Genomic DNA, 14,498 nt, shown 5'->3' with positions numbered 1-14,498 from the left:
GGGGCGGTGCGGATGCCGGGGGTCAGCCCCAGCAGATCTCGCTGCCCTCGGCGGTGTCGATGGACTCGACGCCGTCCTGCGGGTCATCCGTCACCAGGGCGACACCGGTGTTGTAGAAGTCGAGGCCTTTGCTGGTCTCGGGGGTCTCGCCGGTCGTCACGAGGTCGAAGATCGCCTGCACGCCGAGCTCGGCCATCTTGACCGGGTACTGCTGGCTCGTCGCGCCGATGATGCCCTCGGTGACGGCGTCGATGCCGGCGCAGCCGCCGTCGACCGAGACGACGATGAGGCCCTCGGTGCTGCCGGACGACTCGAACGCCTCGTAGGCGCCGTAGGCGGCCGGCTCGTTGATCGTGTAGACGACGTTGATGTCGGAGTTCTTCGAGAGCAGGGTCTCGGCGGCGGTGCGGCCGCCGTCCTCGGCACCCCCGGATGCCTCGTTGCCGACGATCTCGTACTCGCCGCCCGAGTACTGGCCGGTCGCGGCCTCGTCGCCGTTCTTGGACTCGTCGGCGAGGTCGATGCCCATGCCGTCGAGGAAGCCCTGGTCGCGGGCGACGTCGACCGAGACGACCTTGTCGTCGAAGAGGTCGATGAGCGCGATCGTGGCCTTCTCGCCGTCGAGCTTCGCGGCGGTCCACTTGCCGATCTCCTGGCCGGCGAGGTAGTTGTCGGTGGCGAACGTGATGTCGACCGACTCGGGGTCGCCGGGCGGGGTGTCGAGCGCGATCACGTAGAGCCCGGCGTCGCGGGCCTTCACGAGCGCGTCCTCGACGGCGGGGCCGTTCGGCGTGATCAGGATGCCGGCGTCGCCCTTGGAGATGGCGTTCTCGATGGCCTGGATCTGGGAGTCCTCGTCACCGTCCTCCTTGCCGGCGGCGAAGGTGAGTTCGACGCCCAGTTCGTCGGCAGCGGCCTCCGCGCCCTCCTGCATGGCGACGAAGAATGGGTTGGTGCTCGTCTTCACGATGAGCGAGACGCTGACGGCCTCGTCGTCGCCCTCGTCCGCGGTTCCGGCGCCCGAGGTCGCGCAACCGGTGAAGGCGAGCGCTGCGGCGGCCGCCAGCGAGCCCGATGCGATGAGGCGGCGACGGAGTGCGCCGGGTGCTGCGTGATTCATCGGTGAATCTCCTCTTGTGGTGGGGGACCGTTGCCACCTGACAACGATGTCATCGTTAGGTCTAGACCATGTCCGTGTGTATAGTCAAGTCAATCTTGCACATTGGAGACCAAGACGTGACACCGTTGTCAGAATCGATGTCATCCCTGGATGGCGCGCGCACCCGCCCGACGATGCGGCATGTCGCCGCCCTCGCGGGCGTTGGCGTCAAGACCGTCTCTCGCGTCATCAACGGCGAGCCCAATGTCTCCGCCGCGACGATCGCGAAGGTGATGGCTGCGGCTCGCACCCTCGACTATCAGCCCGACCTGCACGCAGGGAACCTCCGACGGGCCGACGGGCGGACGCGAACCCTGGGCCTCCTCGTCGGCAGCGTCGACAACCCGTTCGCGGGCGCCGTGCACCGCGCCGTCGAGGATGCAGCGCTCGAGCGCGGCGTGGCGGTCTTCGCCTCGAGCCTCGATGACGACCCCGCCCGCGAGCAGCAGGCAGTTGCGGCCTTCCTCTCCCGTCGCGTCGACGGACTCATCCTCACCACGGTCACCGAGAGTCAGGCCTACCTCGCCCCCGAACTGCGCCGTGGCACGCCCGTCGTCTTCGTCGACCGCGAGCCCGCGGGCATCACCTCCGACGCCGTCGTGAGCGACAACGCCGCGGGCGCCGCCCTTGCCACGCGGCATCTCCTCGAGCGCGGCCACCTCCGGCTCGCCTACCTCGGCGACCGGCCCACGATCCAGACCGCCCGCGAGCGCCGCCGAGGCTTCCTCGAGGAGCTCGGCCGAGCCGGCGTCGCCACGCGCGACGTCCCGGTGGTCGAGGGGCTCCACAACGAGGAGTCCGCACGGGCGGCGGCGATCACCCTCTTCGAGTCACCCGAACCCCCGACGGCGATCTTCAGCGCCCAGAACCTCGTGACGATCGGCGTCCTGCACGCCCTGCGGGAACTCGGACGCCACCGCGACACGGCGCTCGTCGGATTCGACGACGTGCCGCTCGGCGACCTGCTCGAGCCGGGCCTCACCGTGGTCGCGCAGGACCCGCAGCAGATCGGGCGCATCGCGGCCGAGCGCGTCTTCGCGCGGCTCGACGGCGACACCTCGCCTGCCGCGCGCACGATCGTCCCCACGCGGCTGATCGAACGCGGATCGGGCGAGCTCCCCCCACGACAGGAAGGCTGACGGATGACGCAACCGCCCGCACCCGCCAGGCGGATCACCGTCGTCGGCGACGCCCTCATCGACGAACTCCGGGATCCCGACGGTTCCCGCGAATTCGTCGGGGGCGCCGCGCTCAATGTCGCCGTCGGGCTCTCGCTGCTCGGCCAGCCCGTCACGCTCATCACGATGCTCGGCGACGACGCCGACGGCGATCGCATCCGGGCGTACCTGCGCGACTACCGGGTGCGCCTCGTCGAGAGCCCGTCGGCGCACGGCACCTCACGAGCGATCTCCGATCGCACCGACGGCGAGCCCCGCTACGAGTTCAACGCTGCCGCGAAGCGGCGTGGCATCCGCTTCGACGCAGCGACCCGGGCCGCACTCGACGAGGCGGACCTCGTGGTCGTGAGCTGCTTCCCGTTCGACGTTGCGGAGCAGTACGGCGAGCTCGTCGCCGCGATCGCCCGGCCCGAGGAGCGCGTCATCGTCGACGGCAACCCGCGCGCGGGCATGCTCGCGGATCCCACGGCGTTCCTCGCCAACTTCGAGGACTTCGCCTCGCGCGCCCTGCTCGCCAAGGTCGGCGATGAGGATGCCGTGCTGCTTCTCGGCGACTCGCTCGATGCGTTCGTCGATCGGCTCCGGGGTCGGCCTGGGGCACACGGTGCGATCCTCGCGACCGCAGGACGGGATGGGGCCACGGTGTACCACGACGACACGACGGTGCGCGCCGACATCGTCGCTCTCCCCGATCCCATCGTCGACACGATGGGCGCGGGCGATGCGACCCTCTCAGCGGTCGTGCACGACATCGCACAGCACGGCCTTCCGCAGACGCCGGATGCCTGGACCGCGGCCCTCGACGACGCGATGACGATCGCCGCGGCCACCGTGCGGCACGAGGGCGCACTCCTGCGCGTTCCGCAATCCGAGGAGGCGTTCCCGAGCTGAGCCGCGGCCAGAGCGGAGGGATGGGTGGCCGATGCCTTGGGGCGGAGCGTACAGCGTCCCCGGCGGGTGCTGGACGCCGGCGGGTGCTGGACGCCGGCGGGGCCGCGCCCGACAATGGCAAGCATGGGGCACCAGCGGCGATGCGCCCGCGCGGCACAGGCGGAGTCGTCGTGAGCGCCGGCTCCGAGTCATCCGTGATCCGCACCCCCGACCAGCGGCTGCGCGTGTTCGTGAGCTCGACGCTGCGAGAGCTCGAACCCGAACGCCGGGCGGTTCGCGACGCGATCGAGCGGCTGCGGCTCGCGCCCGTCATGTTCGAGCTCGGCGCGCGCCCGCATCCGCCCCGCGACCTGTACCGCGCGTACCTCGAGCAGAGCGACGTGTTCGTGGGCATCTACTGGCAGCAGTACGGCTGGGTCGCCCCCGGCGAGGAGGTGTCAGGCCTCGAGGACGAGTATCGTCTCGCCGCCCGCGACGTGCCGAAGCTCATCTACCTCAAGCAGCCCGCCCAGGTCGACGAGCGACTGGGCGCGCTGCTCGCCCGCATCCGCAGCGACGACGACGCCTCGTACAGGTCGTTCTCCGACGCCGACGAGCTCGCCGAGCTCCTCTCGGGAGATCTGGCGACGCTCCTCGCCGAGCGGTTCGACGCGTCACGAGTGAGTCGGTCGGGCCCGACGCCCGACGAGGACGCCCCGACGGGGCGCGTCCCGGCTCCGTACACCGATGCGGTGGGCCGCGAACGTGAGATCGAGACGCTCCTCGGATGGCTCGGCGACAACGGTCGCCGCCTCATCACGTTGGCGGGGCCCGGCGGCATCGGCAAGAGCCGGCTCGCGATCGAGGTGGCCCGCCGCGCCGTCGACCGGTTCGACCGGGTGACGTTCGTCGTCCTCGAGCACGTCGCGAATCCGACCGACGTGCTCCCGGCCATCGCCGGCGCCCTGGGACTCGTCGCCGGCCACGAGAGACCGATCGGCGAGCGCCTGCGCGCGGCCCGCGCCGGTCGTCGCGACCTCATCGTGCTCGACAACTTCGAGCAGGTGATCGCGGCCGCGCCGGACGTGAGCTCCCTCCTGACCGACCTGCCCGGCGCGACGTTCCTCGTCACCAGCCGCGCCCGGCTGCGGGTGCGCGGCGAGCAGGTGTTCGATGTGGAGCCGCTCGGCGTTCCCGCCGATCCCGAGCTCGGCTCGGTGGAGGCGATCCTCGAGGCGCCGTCGGTGCAGTTGTTCCGGGAGCGAGCTCGCGCGGCCGACCCCAGATTCGACGTCACGGCCGAGAACGCCGACGACGTCGCCCGGCTCTGCCGAGCGCTCGAGGGCGTGCCCCTGGCGATCGAACTCGCGTCGGCCCGCATTCGCGCCCTCACCCCGGCCGCGATGCTCGATCGGCTCGACCGGAGGCTCCCCCTGCTCACCACCGCCGCGCGGGACCTCCCCGACCGGCAGCGCACCATCGAGGCGACGGTCGCGTGGAGCCTCGACCTGCTCGAACCCGAGGCGCAGGCACTGTTCACGCGGCTCGGCATCTTCGCGGGCGACTTCAGCCTCGACGCCGTGGAGGCGGTCGCCGGCGATGCCCCGTGGGCCGGTGATCTGCTCGGCACGCTCCTCGAACTCGTCGACGGGAGCCTGGTGCGCCAGCACGATGCCGACGGACTGCCGCTCTTCTCGATGCTGGTGCCCGTGCGCGAGATCGCGACCGCACGGTTCGAGCAGGATCCGGATGCCGCCGCCGCGCGTCGCGCGCACGGCGCCTTCTTCCTGCGGCTCGCCGCCGAGACCGAGCCCCTCCTGCGGGGCGCCACGCAGCTGGCCGCGATCGCGAGGCTGGAGGCGGAGCGTGACAACCTGCGCGCCGCGTTCCATCACCTGATCTCCATCGGTGAGGTCGACGCGGTCGCCGACGCGGTCTGGCGGCTCCTCCTCTACTGGTGGATCCGCAACCTCCTCCCCGAGGCGAAGGCGTGGATGCAGGACATCCTCGCGGCCGGCGTCCCGCTCGCCGACCGCAGCCGCGCCATCGCCCTCGGGTTCTCGTCATGGGTCTCCCTGTCGCAACCCGGCACCGTGGTCGATCCCGCACCGATCGAGGAGAGCGTCGCGCTGTTCCATGCGGCGGGCGACGCGTTGAGCGAGGCGTGCGCGCTCACGGTGCTGAGCATCGCGTGCACGTCGGCATCGCCGCCCGACCTCGATCGCGCCGCCGCCACGCAGCAGCACGCGCTCGAGCTGGTCGCGGGTGGCGACCCCACGTTCGAAGCGCTGTTCCGCGGCGCGCTGGGCAGCGTGGAGCTCTTCAGGGGGCGCGCCGACCGGGCACTCGCGATCTTCGACGCTGTGCGCGAGGACGCGAGGCGCCTCGGCGACCTCTTCGTCGAGAGCCTGTCGCTCACGAACGCCGGCTGGGCCCGGCTCGCGCTCGGCGAGGCCCGACCCGAGCTCTTCGCACGGCACTTGGAGCTCTCGTTGAAACTGGGCAACGAGGACGGAGTCGGATACGCGTTCGAGGGGCTGGCGGCCTGCGCCGCCGTGATGGGCGACATCGAACGCTCCGGTCTGCTCCTCGGGGCGGCCGAGACGGTGCGCACCCGCACGGGCCTGATCGAGCAGCGGTCGTACGTCACCTACGGGCCGTTCGTCGAACAGGTGCTCGCGTCGGAGCGAGCCGCCGAGTTCGAGGCGGCACGGGCGCGCGGACGGGCGATGCCGCGGCGCGCCGCGCTCGAACTCGTGCTCGCAACGGGGCAGCCGGCCGACGTCTGACCGCCCTCAGAGTGGTGGCCGCTGCATCCGATTCGAGACGACCGACCCGGCGAGCACTCCCAGCGCGATGGCCACCATGGTGGCGATCGTCGCGGTGAGGGAGTTCGTGCCGCCGGCGTCACCGCCGAGCACGTCGGCCACCCCGACGAGTCCGAGCGCGCCGGGCACGAGCAGCCAGAAGGCCGGCACGAAGCTGACGAGCGCCGCGGGTCCCGAGGGCTGGCGGGCGACGAGCGCCGTCACCGGCGTGACCACCAGCGCCCCCACGAACGCGGAGAGCACGCCGCCGAGGAACACGTCGCCGATCACCTGCGCCCCGTAGGCGACGTAGAGCACGAGCAGGATCCAGGGCAACGAACGCCGTGGTGCGCACTGGTGCACGGCGATCCCCACGCCGAACACGGCGACGGCGATCCACGGCGCGATGGGGCCGAGGGCTTCGGGGTGCTCGGCGAAGTCGTAGTCGGGCACGCCCACGAGCGCGCCCGCGGTGACGATGCCCGCGGCGAGGAGCACCAGTTGCATCCCTCCCGCGGCGAGGCGCCCGGCACCCGAGATCATCTGCCCGGTCGACAGCTCGATCACCGCGGTGGTGAGGAGTGTTCCGGGCAGCAGCACGACGAGCGGCGCGATGAGCGCGGCCAGGATGCGCGGCCCGAAGCCCGCGTCGAGCAGCAGGAACACCACGAGCGAGACACCGAGGGCAACGCCGACCGTGATGAGGGCGCCGTACCGTCGTGGCGCCTTTTCACCCACGAGGAGGGCGGCGCCGACGAGCGCCCCGAGCACCACGGCGACCGCGACGCCGGTCCATGTCGTGCCGAGCATCACCGCGAGCGCGCCGCTCAGGAACGCGTAGCCGATGATGCGCGAGACCCGTCCGTACGGAGGCGGCAGCTCCCGGATCCGCCGGATGCGCTCGATCGTGGACGCCGGATCGAGCACTCCCAGGCGCGCGGCGTCGACGGTTCGTTGCAGCTCGTCGACCTGCGCCAGGAGCAGGCGGCCCTCACCGCTCGTGATGGCGCCCGTGCGTTGCTCGCCGACATGCTCGCCCTCGCCGCGGGCGGAGACGAGCAGCGCGGTCGGGAACACCACCACCTGGCTCGCCGGCAGGTTGTTCACACGTGCGATGTCCTCGAGGGCGCTGCGCACCGTGGTGACCGAGTAGCCCGCTTGGATCATCGCGTCGCCCACGGTCTCGGTGGCGGCGAGCGTGGCGGCCGAATCGGGAGCCGCCTCCGCAGACACCGGAACGGATCCCGTGTGGGTGGATGCCTGCACACTTGCGGCGAGGTCGCGTCGGGCGCGTGGTCGGAGGGCGATGAGCAACACGGCGGCCACGGCAAGCACGCCCGCGGCGATCGTCCACGAGATCCACTCACCCCAGTCGAGCATGCGCTCAGACTAATGGGAGTCGCCGACCGCCCCGCCAGGCCCCGGCGATCCCTCGCCGATCACGATGGCCTCGACGAGGAGTGCCGCAGGCTCTGGAACAGACGCACGATGTAGAGGACCGCTCCGGCCAGCACCACGAGCACGCCGACTCGCCACAGCCAGAGGAGCCCGATGAGCGGGAAGATCGGGTTGGTCGCGGTGCCGTCGCCAGCGCCCTCCCCTGCTCCGAAGATCGCGAGCCCGAGCGTCAGCGCGCCGATCGCGACCGTCACGATCAGTGAGATCCAGAGCAACTTGGGCAGAGGCACTTGCGCGAGCGCCCAGACGACGACGCCCAGCGCGATTGCGGCGAGCAGCGCGATGCCACCCTCCAGCGGGTCGATGAGGCCGAACACGAGCAGGGGCAGGGCGACGAAGGCCAGGACGATCGCGATGATCCGTCGGGTTCGCATGTCAGACGCCGTCCACGAGGGGAATCATGAGCACAGCATGGCGGCGCCCCGGCCGTGCACTCGGGACCAACGGCCCGCCGGCGCCCTTCGCTCAGCGCAGTGCACCTGCCCGGTAGGCCGCCTCGGTGCGGGTGGCCGCCCCGAGCTTGCGCAGGATCGCCGAGACGTGCACGCTCGCGGTCTTGCCGCTGATGAAGAGCCGTTCACCGATCTGCCGGTTGCTGAGGCCCTCGGCGATGAGCTCCAGCACCTGGCGTTCGCGGGCGGTGAGTTCGGCCGCGGCAGCGGCGTCGTCGGAGGCCACCGAGTCGGCGATGCCGCCCGCCGGCGTGACGAGGCCGGCACCGCCGCCCACCCCTTCGATGGGGATTCCCGCGGTGGAGCCGACGCGCAGAATGCGATCGCGCACGGCCTTCACCCCGCTCGACTCGGCGACATCGAAGGCGGCCTGCAGCGAACCCCGTGCGGCCGCGCGGTCGGCGATGGCCAGCTCCGCTTCGGCCTGGCGCAGCAGGGCGTAGGGAGCAAGGAATCCGGGTGCCTGGGGAGCCGCAGCCGCCTCGACGGCCGCACGCCAGGCCGCGACATCCGTGCCCGCGACTGCTGCTCCCGCGCCCTCGGATGCCTCGGCGAGCTCTGCTTCGAACATGGCCGACCAGATCCAGGCGGTCGGCCAGAACCCGATGCGATCGAGCAGGGACCGGAACGCGGGCACGGCCGCCTCGACCTCGACGCGCGCCTCGTCGGGCAGGGCCTCGGGTCGTGCTCGCACCGCGGCCACCACGCGAGCGGCCACCCAGAGGAACGGCGCCGCATAACCGGGCAGTGGCGGCAACTCCTCGTCGAGGATGGCCCTCGCCTCACGCCACGCACCCGGCAGATCGTCGTTCGCGAGCGCGAGCTCGGCGGCCAGGCGACCGGAGCCGAGTCTCGTCTGCATCTCGACTTCCATCACGCTCACGATCGACGGCCGCACCCGGCGGAAGAGGCTGGTTGCGGCGGCCGTCTCGCCCTGCCAGAGCAGCGACCAGATCTTGCCGCGCAGCAGGTAGACGGTGAACGGCGTGGGCGGGTCGAGCGCCAGTGCCCGATCGCCGAGCTCTGCGGCCCGCTCCCATTCGCCGAGCGCGAGGAGCGGTTCGACGGCGTTCGAGGCGAGGATGACCCCGGTGCTGCGCTCGACACCCTGCAATCGGGCCTCGGCGAGCCCCTCCTCGGCGAGACGGACCGCCTCGTGGTGGTTGCCGATGAGGTGGTGCACGTCGGACGCGTTGACCCAGTACCGCAGCAGTGCCGTGCCATCGCCGTCGGCCAGGCGTCGCACCTCCTCGAGGAGCTCGAGGCCCCGCTCGACCTCGCCTCGGGTGATTCGACAGACCGCTTCGATGTTCCGGGCGATCGACTGGTAGCGGCTCGAGCCGATCGCCGTGGCGACGTCGAGCGCACGCTCGGCCACCCCGATGGCCTCGTCGCGACGGCCGCTGATCATGAGACGGCCGGCGAGCACGGCGAGGATATCGGCTCGGAGATCGCTGGGGCCGAGGTCGCCGCGCGCGCCGAGTGCCTCGAGCGCCTCCTCGAGCAGCGCGATCGACCCCGGCTTGCCGACATTCGCGAGGTACAGCGCCTTGTCGCGCAGGAGGCGCGGGTAGTTCGGATCCTCCACCGGGCACTCGGCGAGCGCCGCCTTCACGAGCGCAAGGCTGCGCTCGCCCTCGCCGGCACGGCGAAGGTGCGACGCGGTGCGGCCCATGAGCTCGAGCTTGCTCATGCCCGCTGCCGCGGCGGGATCGGGCACGACGTCCCACAGGCTGAGGGCCCGCTCGCCGAGTTGCGCGGCGGTCGCGTACGCCGCGGCGGATCGTGCTTCGTCCATGGCCTGCATGGTGGCCGGAAACGCCCGGCCGGCGTTGTTCGCGCCGAGCCAGTGGAACGAGATCTCGGCCGCCAAACGCCTCGTGCCGGCTGCGGCGGCTGCCTCGTACGCCTCGGCGTAACGGGCGTGGAACCGCGCCCGTTCGCCGGGCAGCAGGTCGGAGAGGATGGCCTCGCGCACGAGCGCGTGCCGGAAGGTGTAGTCGTCGCCGTCGATCATGAGCACGCCGAAGAGCACGGACTCACGGGCGGCGGCGTCGAGCTCGTCGGCCGTGCCGGAGTAGACCGCGGCGAGCATCGGGTGCGAGACGCAGACGCCGCCGATGGAGAGGAGCCGCAGCAGCTCCTGGGCGTGCTCGCTGAGGCGCTCGTAGCGGCCGAGCAGGAGTTCGCGGAGGGTGTCGGGCACGAAGCCCTCGTCGCGACATCCGTCGATGCCGACGAGCTCCTCGACGAAGAACGGCACGCCGTCGCTGCGGCGGAACACCGTGTCGAGCACCTGCTCGCTGGGGGTCAGGTCGGTGATCAGCGACTTCGCCAACTTGCGCACCTGGCTGCGCGAGAGCCGCGCGAGATCGCGGCGTTCGACCCACCGGTCGCGCTCGGCCTCGGAGAGGAACCCACGTACCGGATGCCCCCGGGTGACGTCTTCGGTGCGATAGGTCAACAGCGTGAGCACACGGCTCGAGCCGAGTGCGTGCATGAGGAAGCGGAGCAGGGCGAGGCTCGCCGCGTCGATCCAGTGGAGGTCTTCGATGACGAGCACGATGGGCCGCTCGCGCGAGAAGGTCTCGAGGAGCACGGCGATGGCCTCGTGCAACTGCCCCGGGGCGGCGCCGGCGTCGGCCTTCGCGATGGCCGTGGCCGAGGTCGCTCCCGCCGGCGCGAGCTCGGGCAGGAGGGCGATGAAGGCGGCACGACCGGGGCCGACGGCGTCGAGCACCCGCTCGGCGCCCTCCTCGGCCACAAGGGCGCGGAGCGCCGCCTTCACGGGCGCGTACGGGGCCGCGACATCACCGAGGTCGACGCATTGCCCGGCGAGCAGGCGCACCTCGGCGGGGAGCCCCGCCTCGAACTCGCGGATGAGCCGCGTCTTGCCGATGCCGGCCTCGCCGCCGATGATGACGGTGAAGGGCGCACCCGCACGCACCTCGTCGAGGCGCTCGTTGAGCCTCGCGAGGTCGGCGTCTCGGCCGATCATGGCCGGCGCTGACGTGGTCACCATCCCATGGTGCCACTCACCGCCGACAACCGGCACGGGTGCGCCCACCGCGGCCGCGCTACTCACCGGAGGAACGCGAGGCGCGGCGCGCGACGGTGGCTGCGACGGCGCTCGGAGGCGACGGCGGATGACGCGTCCGCGTCATCCGCTCCGCGCTCCCGGGCGCTCATCCGCAGGCCGAGTTCGTGCTCGGCGGCGCGCACGTCGGCGCGGTGCGTTCCGAGTGCGATGAAGTCTGCCGAGAACTGCATGATTCCTCCTGGGGTGTTCCGATGCATTCGATCGGATGCCTACAGCGTGCGCGCTAAGGCACCCTCGAACCATCGGGAGATCGCCCTATTTCCGGGCGGGGGTGGGGCTCCGGGCGCCTGAGGTGGCTCAGCCGCCCGGCGTGCCCGGACGCAGGGGTCCGGGCGTGGCCGATCGACCTGGTTGGAGTCGGTCGGAGGCGCGTACGTTCGTCGGGTCGTGTGGACTCAGTGCAGCACCGTCGGCGTACGGCCGTAGCCGTCGCGCCGGAACTGCACGAGCGCGGTCGCGATCGCCGAAGCGGCGAGCAGACCGAGCACGAGCATGGTCGCGAACATGTCGCACCTCCTTTCCATCAGGAAAGTCTGGATTCGCCGGAAACGGCGGGCATCAGGGGAACCACGGACTTCCGCCTCGGAGCAGGCCCGCCCGAAACGCGGGTCGTCAGTGCGATCACGGAGTCCGGGACGGCGGTTCCGGGTGCGGTCAGCACCGAGGGCTCGGGCGCGCCCCAGGTGCGCACGAGCGGAACGACGCCGGCCCACGCCGTGCGGTCCTCGCCGTCGTCGGGATCCTCGGATGCCCCGGCGGCGCGAACCTTCATGACCACGTCGTCGAGCGCGAGGCGAAGGACGCGCGTCGCCGCCGTCTCCTTGCGGGTCGTGCCGCGCACCTCCGCGGCCCGGCCGGGCATGAGCCGCTCCGAGAGCGCGAGCAGTGCGGCATCCGTCTCCTCGGCGGGGACGGTCTCGAGCACGCCGTAGACGACGGCGCTGCGGTAGTTCATCGAACTGTCGAAGAGCGAGCGGGCGTATACGAGTGCGTCGAGCGCGGTCACCGCGAAGGCGACGGTCGCGCGTTCGGCCGCGGCGCGCAGGGCGAACCCACCGCCCGTCGAGCCGTGCACGAGGACGTGCTCGCCCACCCGGGCGTAGCCCATGGGCACGACGACGGGTTCGTCGTCGACGACGGCCGCCAGGTGGCCGACGAGCTCGCCGTCGAGGAGGGTGAGGAGTGCATCGCGGTCGGTGGTCTGCCGTTCGGGCATGCGACGGATGCGTCGGCCGCTTCGGATGGCGGTGGTGTCTGTCGTGGTCACGCTGCTAGTCTCGCCAGCACACTGGTTCGCCGAGCAGTCCAGTTGCTGCAGCTTCCGACAGTCCAGTTGAGTTCCTTGGAGGACGCATGGACGGCCCCATCCTCGCCATCGACCGCAACGCCGAACAGACCGTGGGCGTGCAACTCGTCGAGGGGCTGCGGCGCGGGATCCTCGACGGGGCCCTTCGTCCGGGCGACGCCGTGCCCTCGACGCGCGCGCTCGCGTCGGAGCTCCGCGTCTCGCGCAGCGCCGTCGTCGCCGCGTACGAGCAGCTCGCCGGTGAGGGCTACCTGGAGCTGCGGCAGGGGGCGCCCACGCGCGTGGCGGAGCTCGCCGAGCGCGCCGCGGGCGCCGCTCCGCCATCGAGTCGTCATCATTGGTCGCCTCCGCGGCATCCGAGCCAACCGTCGGTGACGACTCGCTCACCGGGTGCGGCCGGGCCGGCGGCCGAACTGGCCGAGTCGGCAGCTCCGCGCATCGACCTCCGGCCCGGCCGCCCGTCGACCTCGCGCATCGACACCCGGGCGTGGCGGTCGGCCTGGCGCCACGCCGCGGCGCTCGAGATCCCGTCGCAGCCGCCGCCACCATTCGGCGTCCGCCGCCTGCGCGAGGAGATCGCCGACCACCTGCGGCAGGCCCGGGGGGTCGCATGCGAGGCCGACGACGTGGTCGTCACGGCCGGCACCAGCGACGCGCTCGCGCTCGCGGCATCCGGTCTCGCCGTCATCGCCGGCCGTCCGCCCGTGATCGCCGTCGAGCACCCCGGCTACCCCTCCGCCCGTCGCACCCTCGAACGGCGGGGTGCCCGCATCGTGCCGATTCCGGTCGACGCCGACGGCATCGTCGTCGATGCGGTGCAGCGGATGCCGCAGCCGCCCGACGCGGTCATGGTCACGCCGAGCCACCAGTACCCCCTCGGCGGGCGGCTGCCGGTCTCGGCACGACTCGCGCTCATCGAGTGGGCGCGGGAGCACGGCGGCTTCGTGCTGGAGGACGACTACGACAGCGAGTACCGTCACCTGGGTCCGCCGTTGCCGGCGCTCGCGTCGCTCGACGGCGGCGGCAGGGACGGCAGCGATGGGAGCGACGGCGCCGACGACAACGCCGACGACGACAACGGCAGCGTCGTGCTCGTCGGCAGCTTCTCGAAGGTGCTCACGCCGTGGCTGCGGCTCGGGTACCTCGTGCTGCCGGCGAACGCCGCGTTCCGTCGCGCCCTCGCGCAGGTCAGGGACGACGAGCCCTGCCCGGTCGCGGGGGTGGCGCAGGACGCCGCGGCCGCGCTGCTCGCGAGCGGTGCGGTGCGTCGGCACATCGCCGCGACGCGCCGCGACTACGCGCACCGGCGTCGGCTCGTCATCGAGGTGCTGGGCGCCCTTCCCGGCGCCCCGCTCTCGGGACTCGACGGCGGGTTGCACGCGGTGCTGCGGCTGGCCGATCATGAATCCGAGCAGGCCGTGGTCGCCCGGCTCGCGGGCGAGGGCGTCGCGGTCGCGGCGCTCAGCGGCTATTCCGCCGTGCCCGACGCATTGCACGCCGGGCTCGTGTTCGGGTACGCCGGCGTCGGCGACACCCAGCTCGCGGAGGCGCTCGCACGCATCCGGGCGGCGATCGTCGCCGCGACCTGACATCCTGTGGACGCCGGATGTCGCGGCCGGGCCCAGGGTCGCTAGGCTGGCGCGACCGGCCCTCCTCGAGAGAGCCGCCTGGCACGTCGATGGGGAGGCTCGATGCGGCGGAATTCCGGCACGGCTGCGGCATCCGCCGGGCTCATGGCCCTGCTGCTGAGCGGATGCACCGGGGCGCCCGTCCCGACACCGCCGCCGGTGACCGTCACCGCCACGGTCACCGCGACGCCGACCCCGACGCCCACCCCCGAACCCGCCCCGCCGCCGCCCGCGCCGCCACCCCCGCCCGCGCCCGAGCCCGTGCCGAACGCGCCCGCGCCCGTCGTGGAGTGGGGCCCGGCGTACGACACCGGCCCGCGACCGGGCGCCACCGGCACGCCCGTGCTCGATGCGGCCGGCGTGCCCGCGAGCTACACGGTGGTCGAGGGCGACAGCTTCTTCGACATCGCGCAGCGCTTCGAACTGCCGCAACAGCAGCTCCTGCGCATGAACCCGCAGGTGCACGACTTCGGCGAGACCGTGTACATCGGCGACGTCATCAACCTCGACTGGACCAAGACGGGGTAGACCCCTTCGTTT

General features: G+C 72.2%; 11 protein-coding genes. 5 read left to right on the top strand and 6 right to left on the bottom strand.

Features of this window, described 5'->3' with window-relative positions; translation table 11 throughout:
• Window positions 1–22 precede the first annotated feature (22 nt).
• Entirely contained in the window at window positions 23–1,120 is a 1,098-nt protein-coding gene (locus tag AB0K73_RS04060; RefSeq protein WP_360510480.1) for a substrate-binding domain-containing protein, read from the bottom strand.
• A 137-nt stretch (window positions 1,121–1,257) separates the two neighbouring features.
• Between AB0K73_RS04060 and AB0K73_RS04055 the strand changes: the two genes are divergently transcribed.
• The 3 genes from AB0K73_RS04055 to AB0K73_RS04045 all read left to right on the top strand — a co-directional run bounded on the left by AB0K73_RS04055 (window position 1,258) and on the right by AB0K73_RS04045 (window position 5,996).
• A complete protein-coding gene (locus AB0K73_RS04055; protein WP_360510481.1) occupies window positions 1,258–2,298 on the top strand; it encodes a LacI family DNA-binding transcriptional regulator in 1,041 nt (346 codons plus the stop codon).
• A 3-nt stretch (window positions 2,299–2,301) separates the two neighbouring features.
• Window positions 2,302–3,228, top strand: a complete 927-nt coding sequence (locus AB0K73_RS04050) for a PfkB family carbohydrate kinase (RefSeq protein WP_360510482.1) — start codon at window positions 2,302–2,304, stop codon at window positions 3,226–3,228.
• 170 nt (window positions 3,229–3,398) lie between these two features.
• Window positions 3,399–5,996, top strand: a complete 2,598-nt coding sequence (locus AB0K73_RS04045; protein WP_360510483.1) for a DUF4062 domain-containing protein — start codon at window positions 3,399–3,401, stop codon at window positions 5,994–5,996.
• A gap of 6 nt (window positions 5,997–6,002) precedes the next feature.
• On the opposite strand, the gene AB0K73_RS04040 is transcribed toward AB0K73_RS04045, so the two are convergent.
• From AB0K73_RS04040 to AB0K73_RS04020, 5 genes are all read right to left on the bottom strand, one after another.
• Window positions 6,003–7,394, bottom strand: a complete 1,392-nt coding sequence (locus AB0K73_RS04040) for a threonine/serine exporter family protein (protein WP_360510484.1) — start codon at window positions 7,392–7,394, stop codon at window positions 6,003–6,005.
• 59 nt (window positions 7,395–7,453) lie between these two features.
• Entirely contained in the window at window positions 7,454–7,846 is a 393-nt protein-coding gene (locus AB0K73_RS04035; protein WP_360510485.1) for a hypothetical protein, read from the bottom strand.
• Between the two features lie 91 nt (window positions 7,847–7,937).
• On the bottom strand, window positions 7,938–10,943 hold the full coding sequence (locus tag AB0K73_RS04030; RefSeq protein WP_360510486.1) for an AAA family ATPase: 3,006 nt from the start codon (window positions 10,941–10,943) through the stop codon (window positions 7,938–7,940).
• Window positions 10,944–11,005: 62 nt separating this feature from the next.
• Window positions 11,006–11,194: a hypothetical protein gene (locus AB0K73_RS04025; RefSeq protein ID WP_360510487.1), complete on the bottom strand. Its 189-nt coding sequence runs from the start codon at window positions 11,192–11,194 to the stop codon at window positions 11,006–11,008.
• A gap of 353 nt (window positions 11,195–11,547) precedes the next feature.
• Window positions 11,548–12,291: a pyridoxamine 5'-phosphate oxidase family protein gene (locus AB0K73_RS04020; RefSeq protein ID WP_360510488.1), complete on the bottom strand. Its 744-nt coding sequence runs from the start codon at window positions 12,289–12,291 to the stop codon at window positions 11,548–11,550.
• 86 nt (window positions 12,292–12,377) lie between these two features.
• On the opposite strand from AB0K73_RS04020, the gene AB0K73_RS04015 reads away from it, so the two are divergent.
• Window positions 12,378–13,919, top strand: a complete 1,542-nt coding sequence (locus AB0K73_RS04015; RefSeq protein ID WP_360510489.1) for a PLP-dependent aminotransferase family protein — start codon at window positions 12,378–12,380, stop codon at window positions 13,917–13,919.
• A 102-nt stretch (window positions 13,920–14,021) separates the two neighbouring features.
• A complete protein-coding gene (locus AB0K73_RS04010) occupies window positions 14,022–14,486 on the top strand; it encodes a LysM domain-containing protein (protein WP_360510490.1) in 465 nt (154 codons plus the stop codon).
• Window positions 14,487–14,498 lie beyond the last annotated feature (12 nt).

This window comes from Agromyces sp. NPDC052230 (assembly GCF_040679595.1).
GTDB lineage: Bacteria > Actinomycetota > Actinomycetes > Actinomycetales > Microbacteriaceae > Agromyces.
The sequence above is the reverse complement of the archived record's forward strand: the minus strand, read 5'-3'. Positions and strand labels throughout refer to the sequence as shown.

Excerpts from the sequence above, each read along its gene's own strand:
- AB0K73_RS04055 (WP_360510481.1), top strand. The coding sequence starts at position 1,258 with ATGTCATCCCTGGATGGCGCGCGCACCCGCCCGACGATGCGGCATGTC.
- AB0K73_RS04040 (WP_360510484.1), bottom strand. The coding sequence starts at position 7,394 with ATGCTCGACTGGGGTGAGTGGATCTCGTGGACGATCGCCGCGGGCGTG.
- AB0K73_RS04060 (WP_360510480.1), bottom strand. The coding sequence starts at position 1,120 with ATGAATCACGCAGCACCCGGCGCACTCCGTCGCCGCCTCATCGCATCG.
- AB0K73_RS04050 (WP_360510482.1), top strand. The coding sequence starts at position 2,302 with ATGACGCAACCGCCCGCACCCGCCAGGCGGATCACCGTCGTCGGCGAC.
- AB0K73_RS04025 (WP_360510487.1), bottom strand. The coding sequence starts at position 11,194 with ATGCAGTTCTCGGCAGACTTCATCGCACTCGGAACGCACCGCGCCGAC.
- AB0K73_RS04035 (WP_360510485.1), bottom strand. The coding sequence starts at position 7,846 with ATGCGAACCCGACGGATCATCGCGATCGTCCTGGCCTTCGTCGCCCTG.
- AB0K73_RS04015 (WP_360510489.1), top strand. The coding sequence starts at position 12,378 with ATGGACGGCCCCATCCTCGCCATCGACCGCAACGCCGAACAGACCGTG.
- AB0K73_RS04010 (WP_360510490.1), top strand. The coding sequence starts at position 14,022 with ATGCGGCGGAATTCCGGCACGGCTGCGGCATCCGCCGGGCTCATGGCC.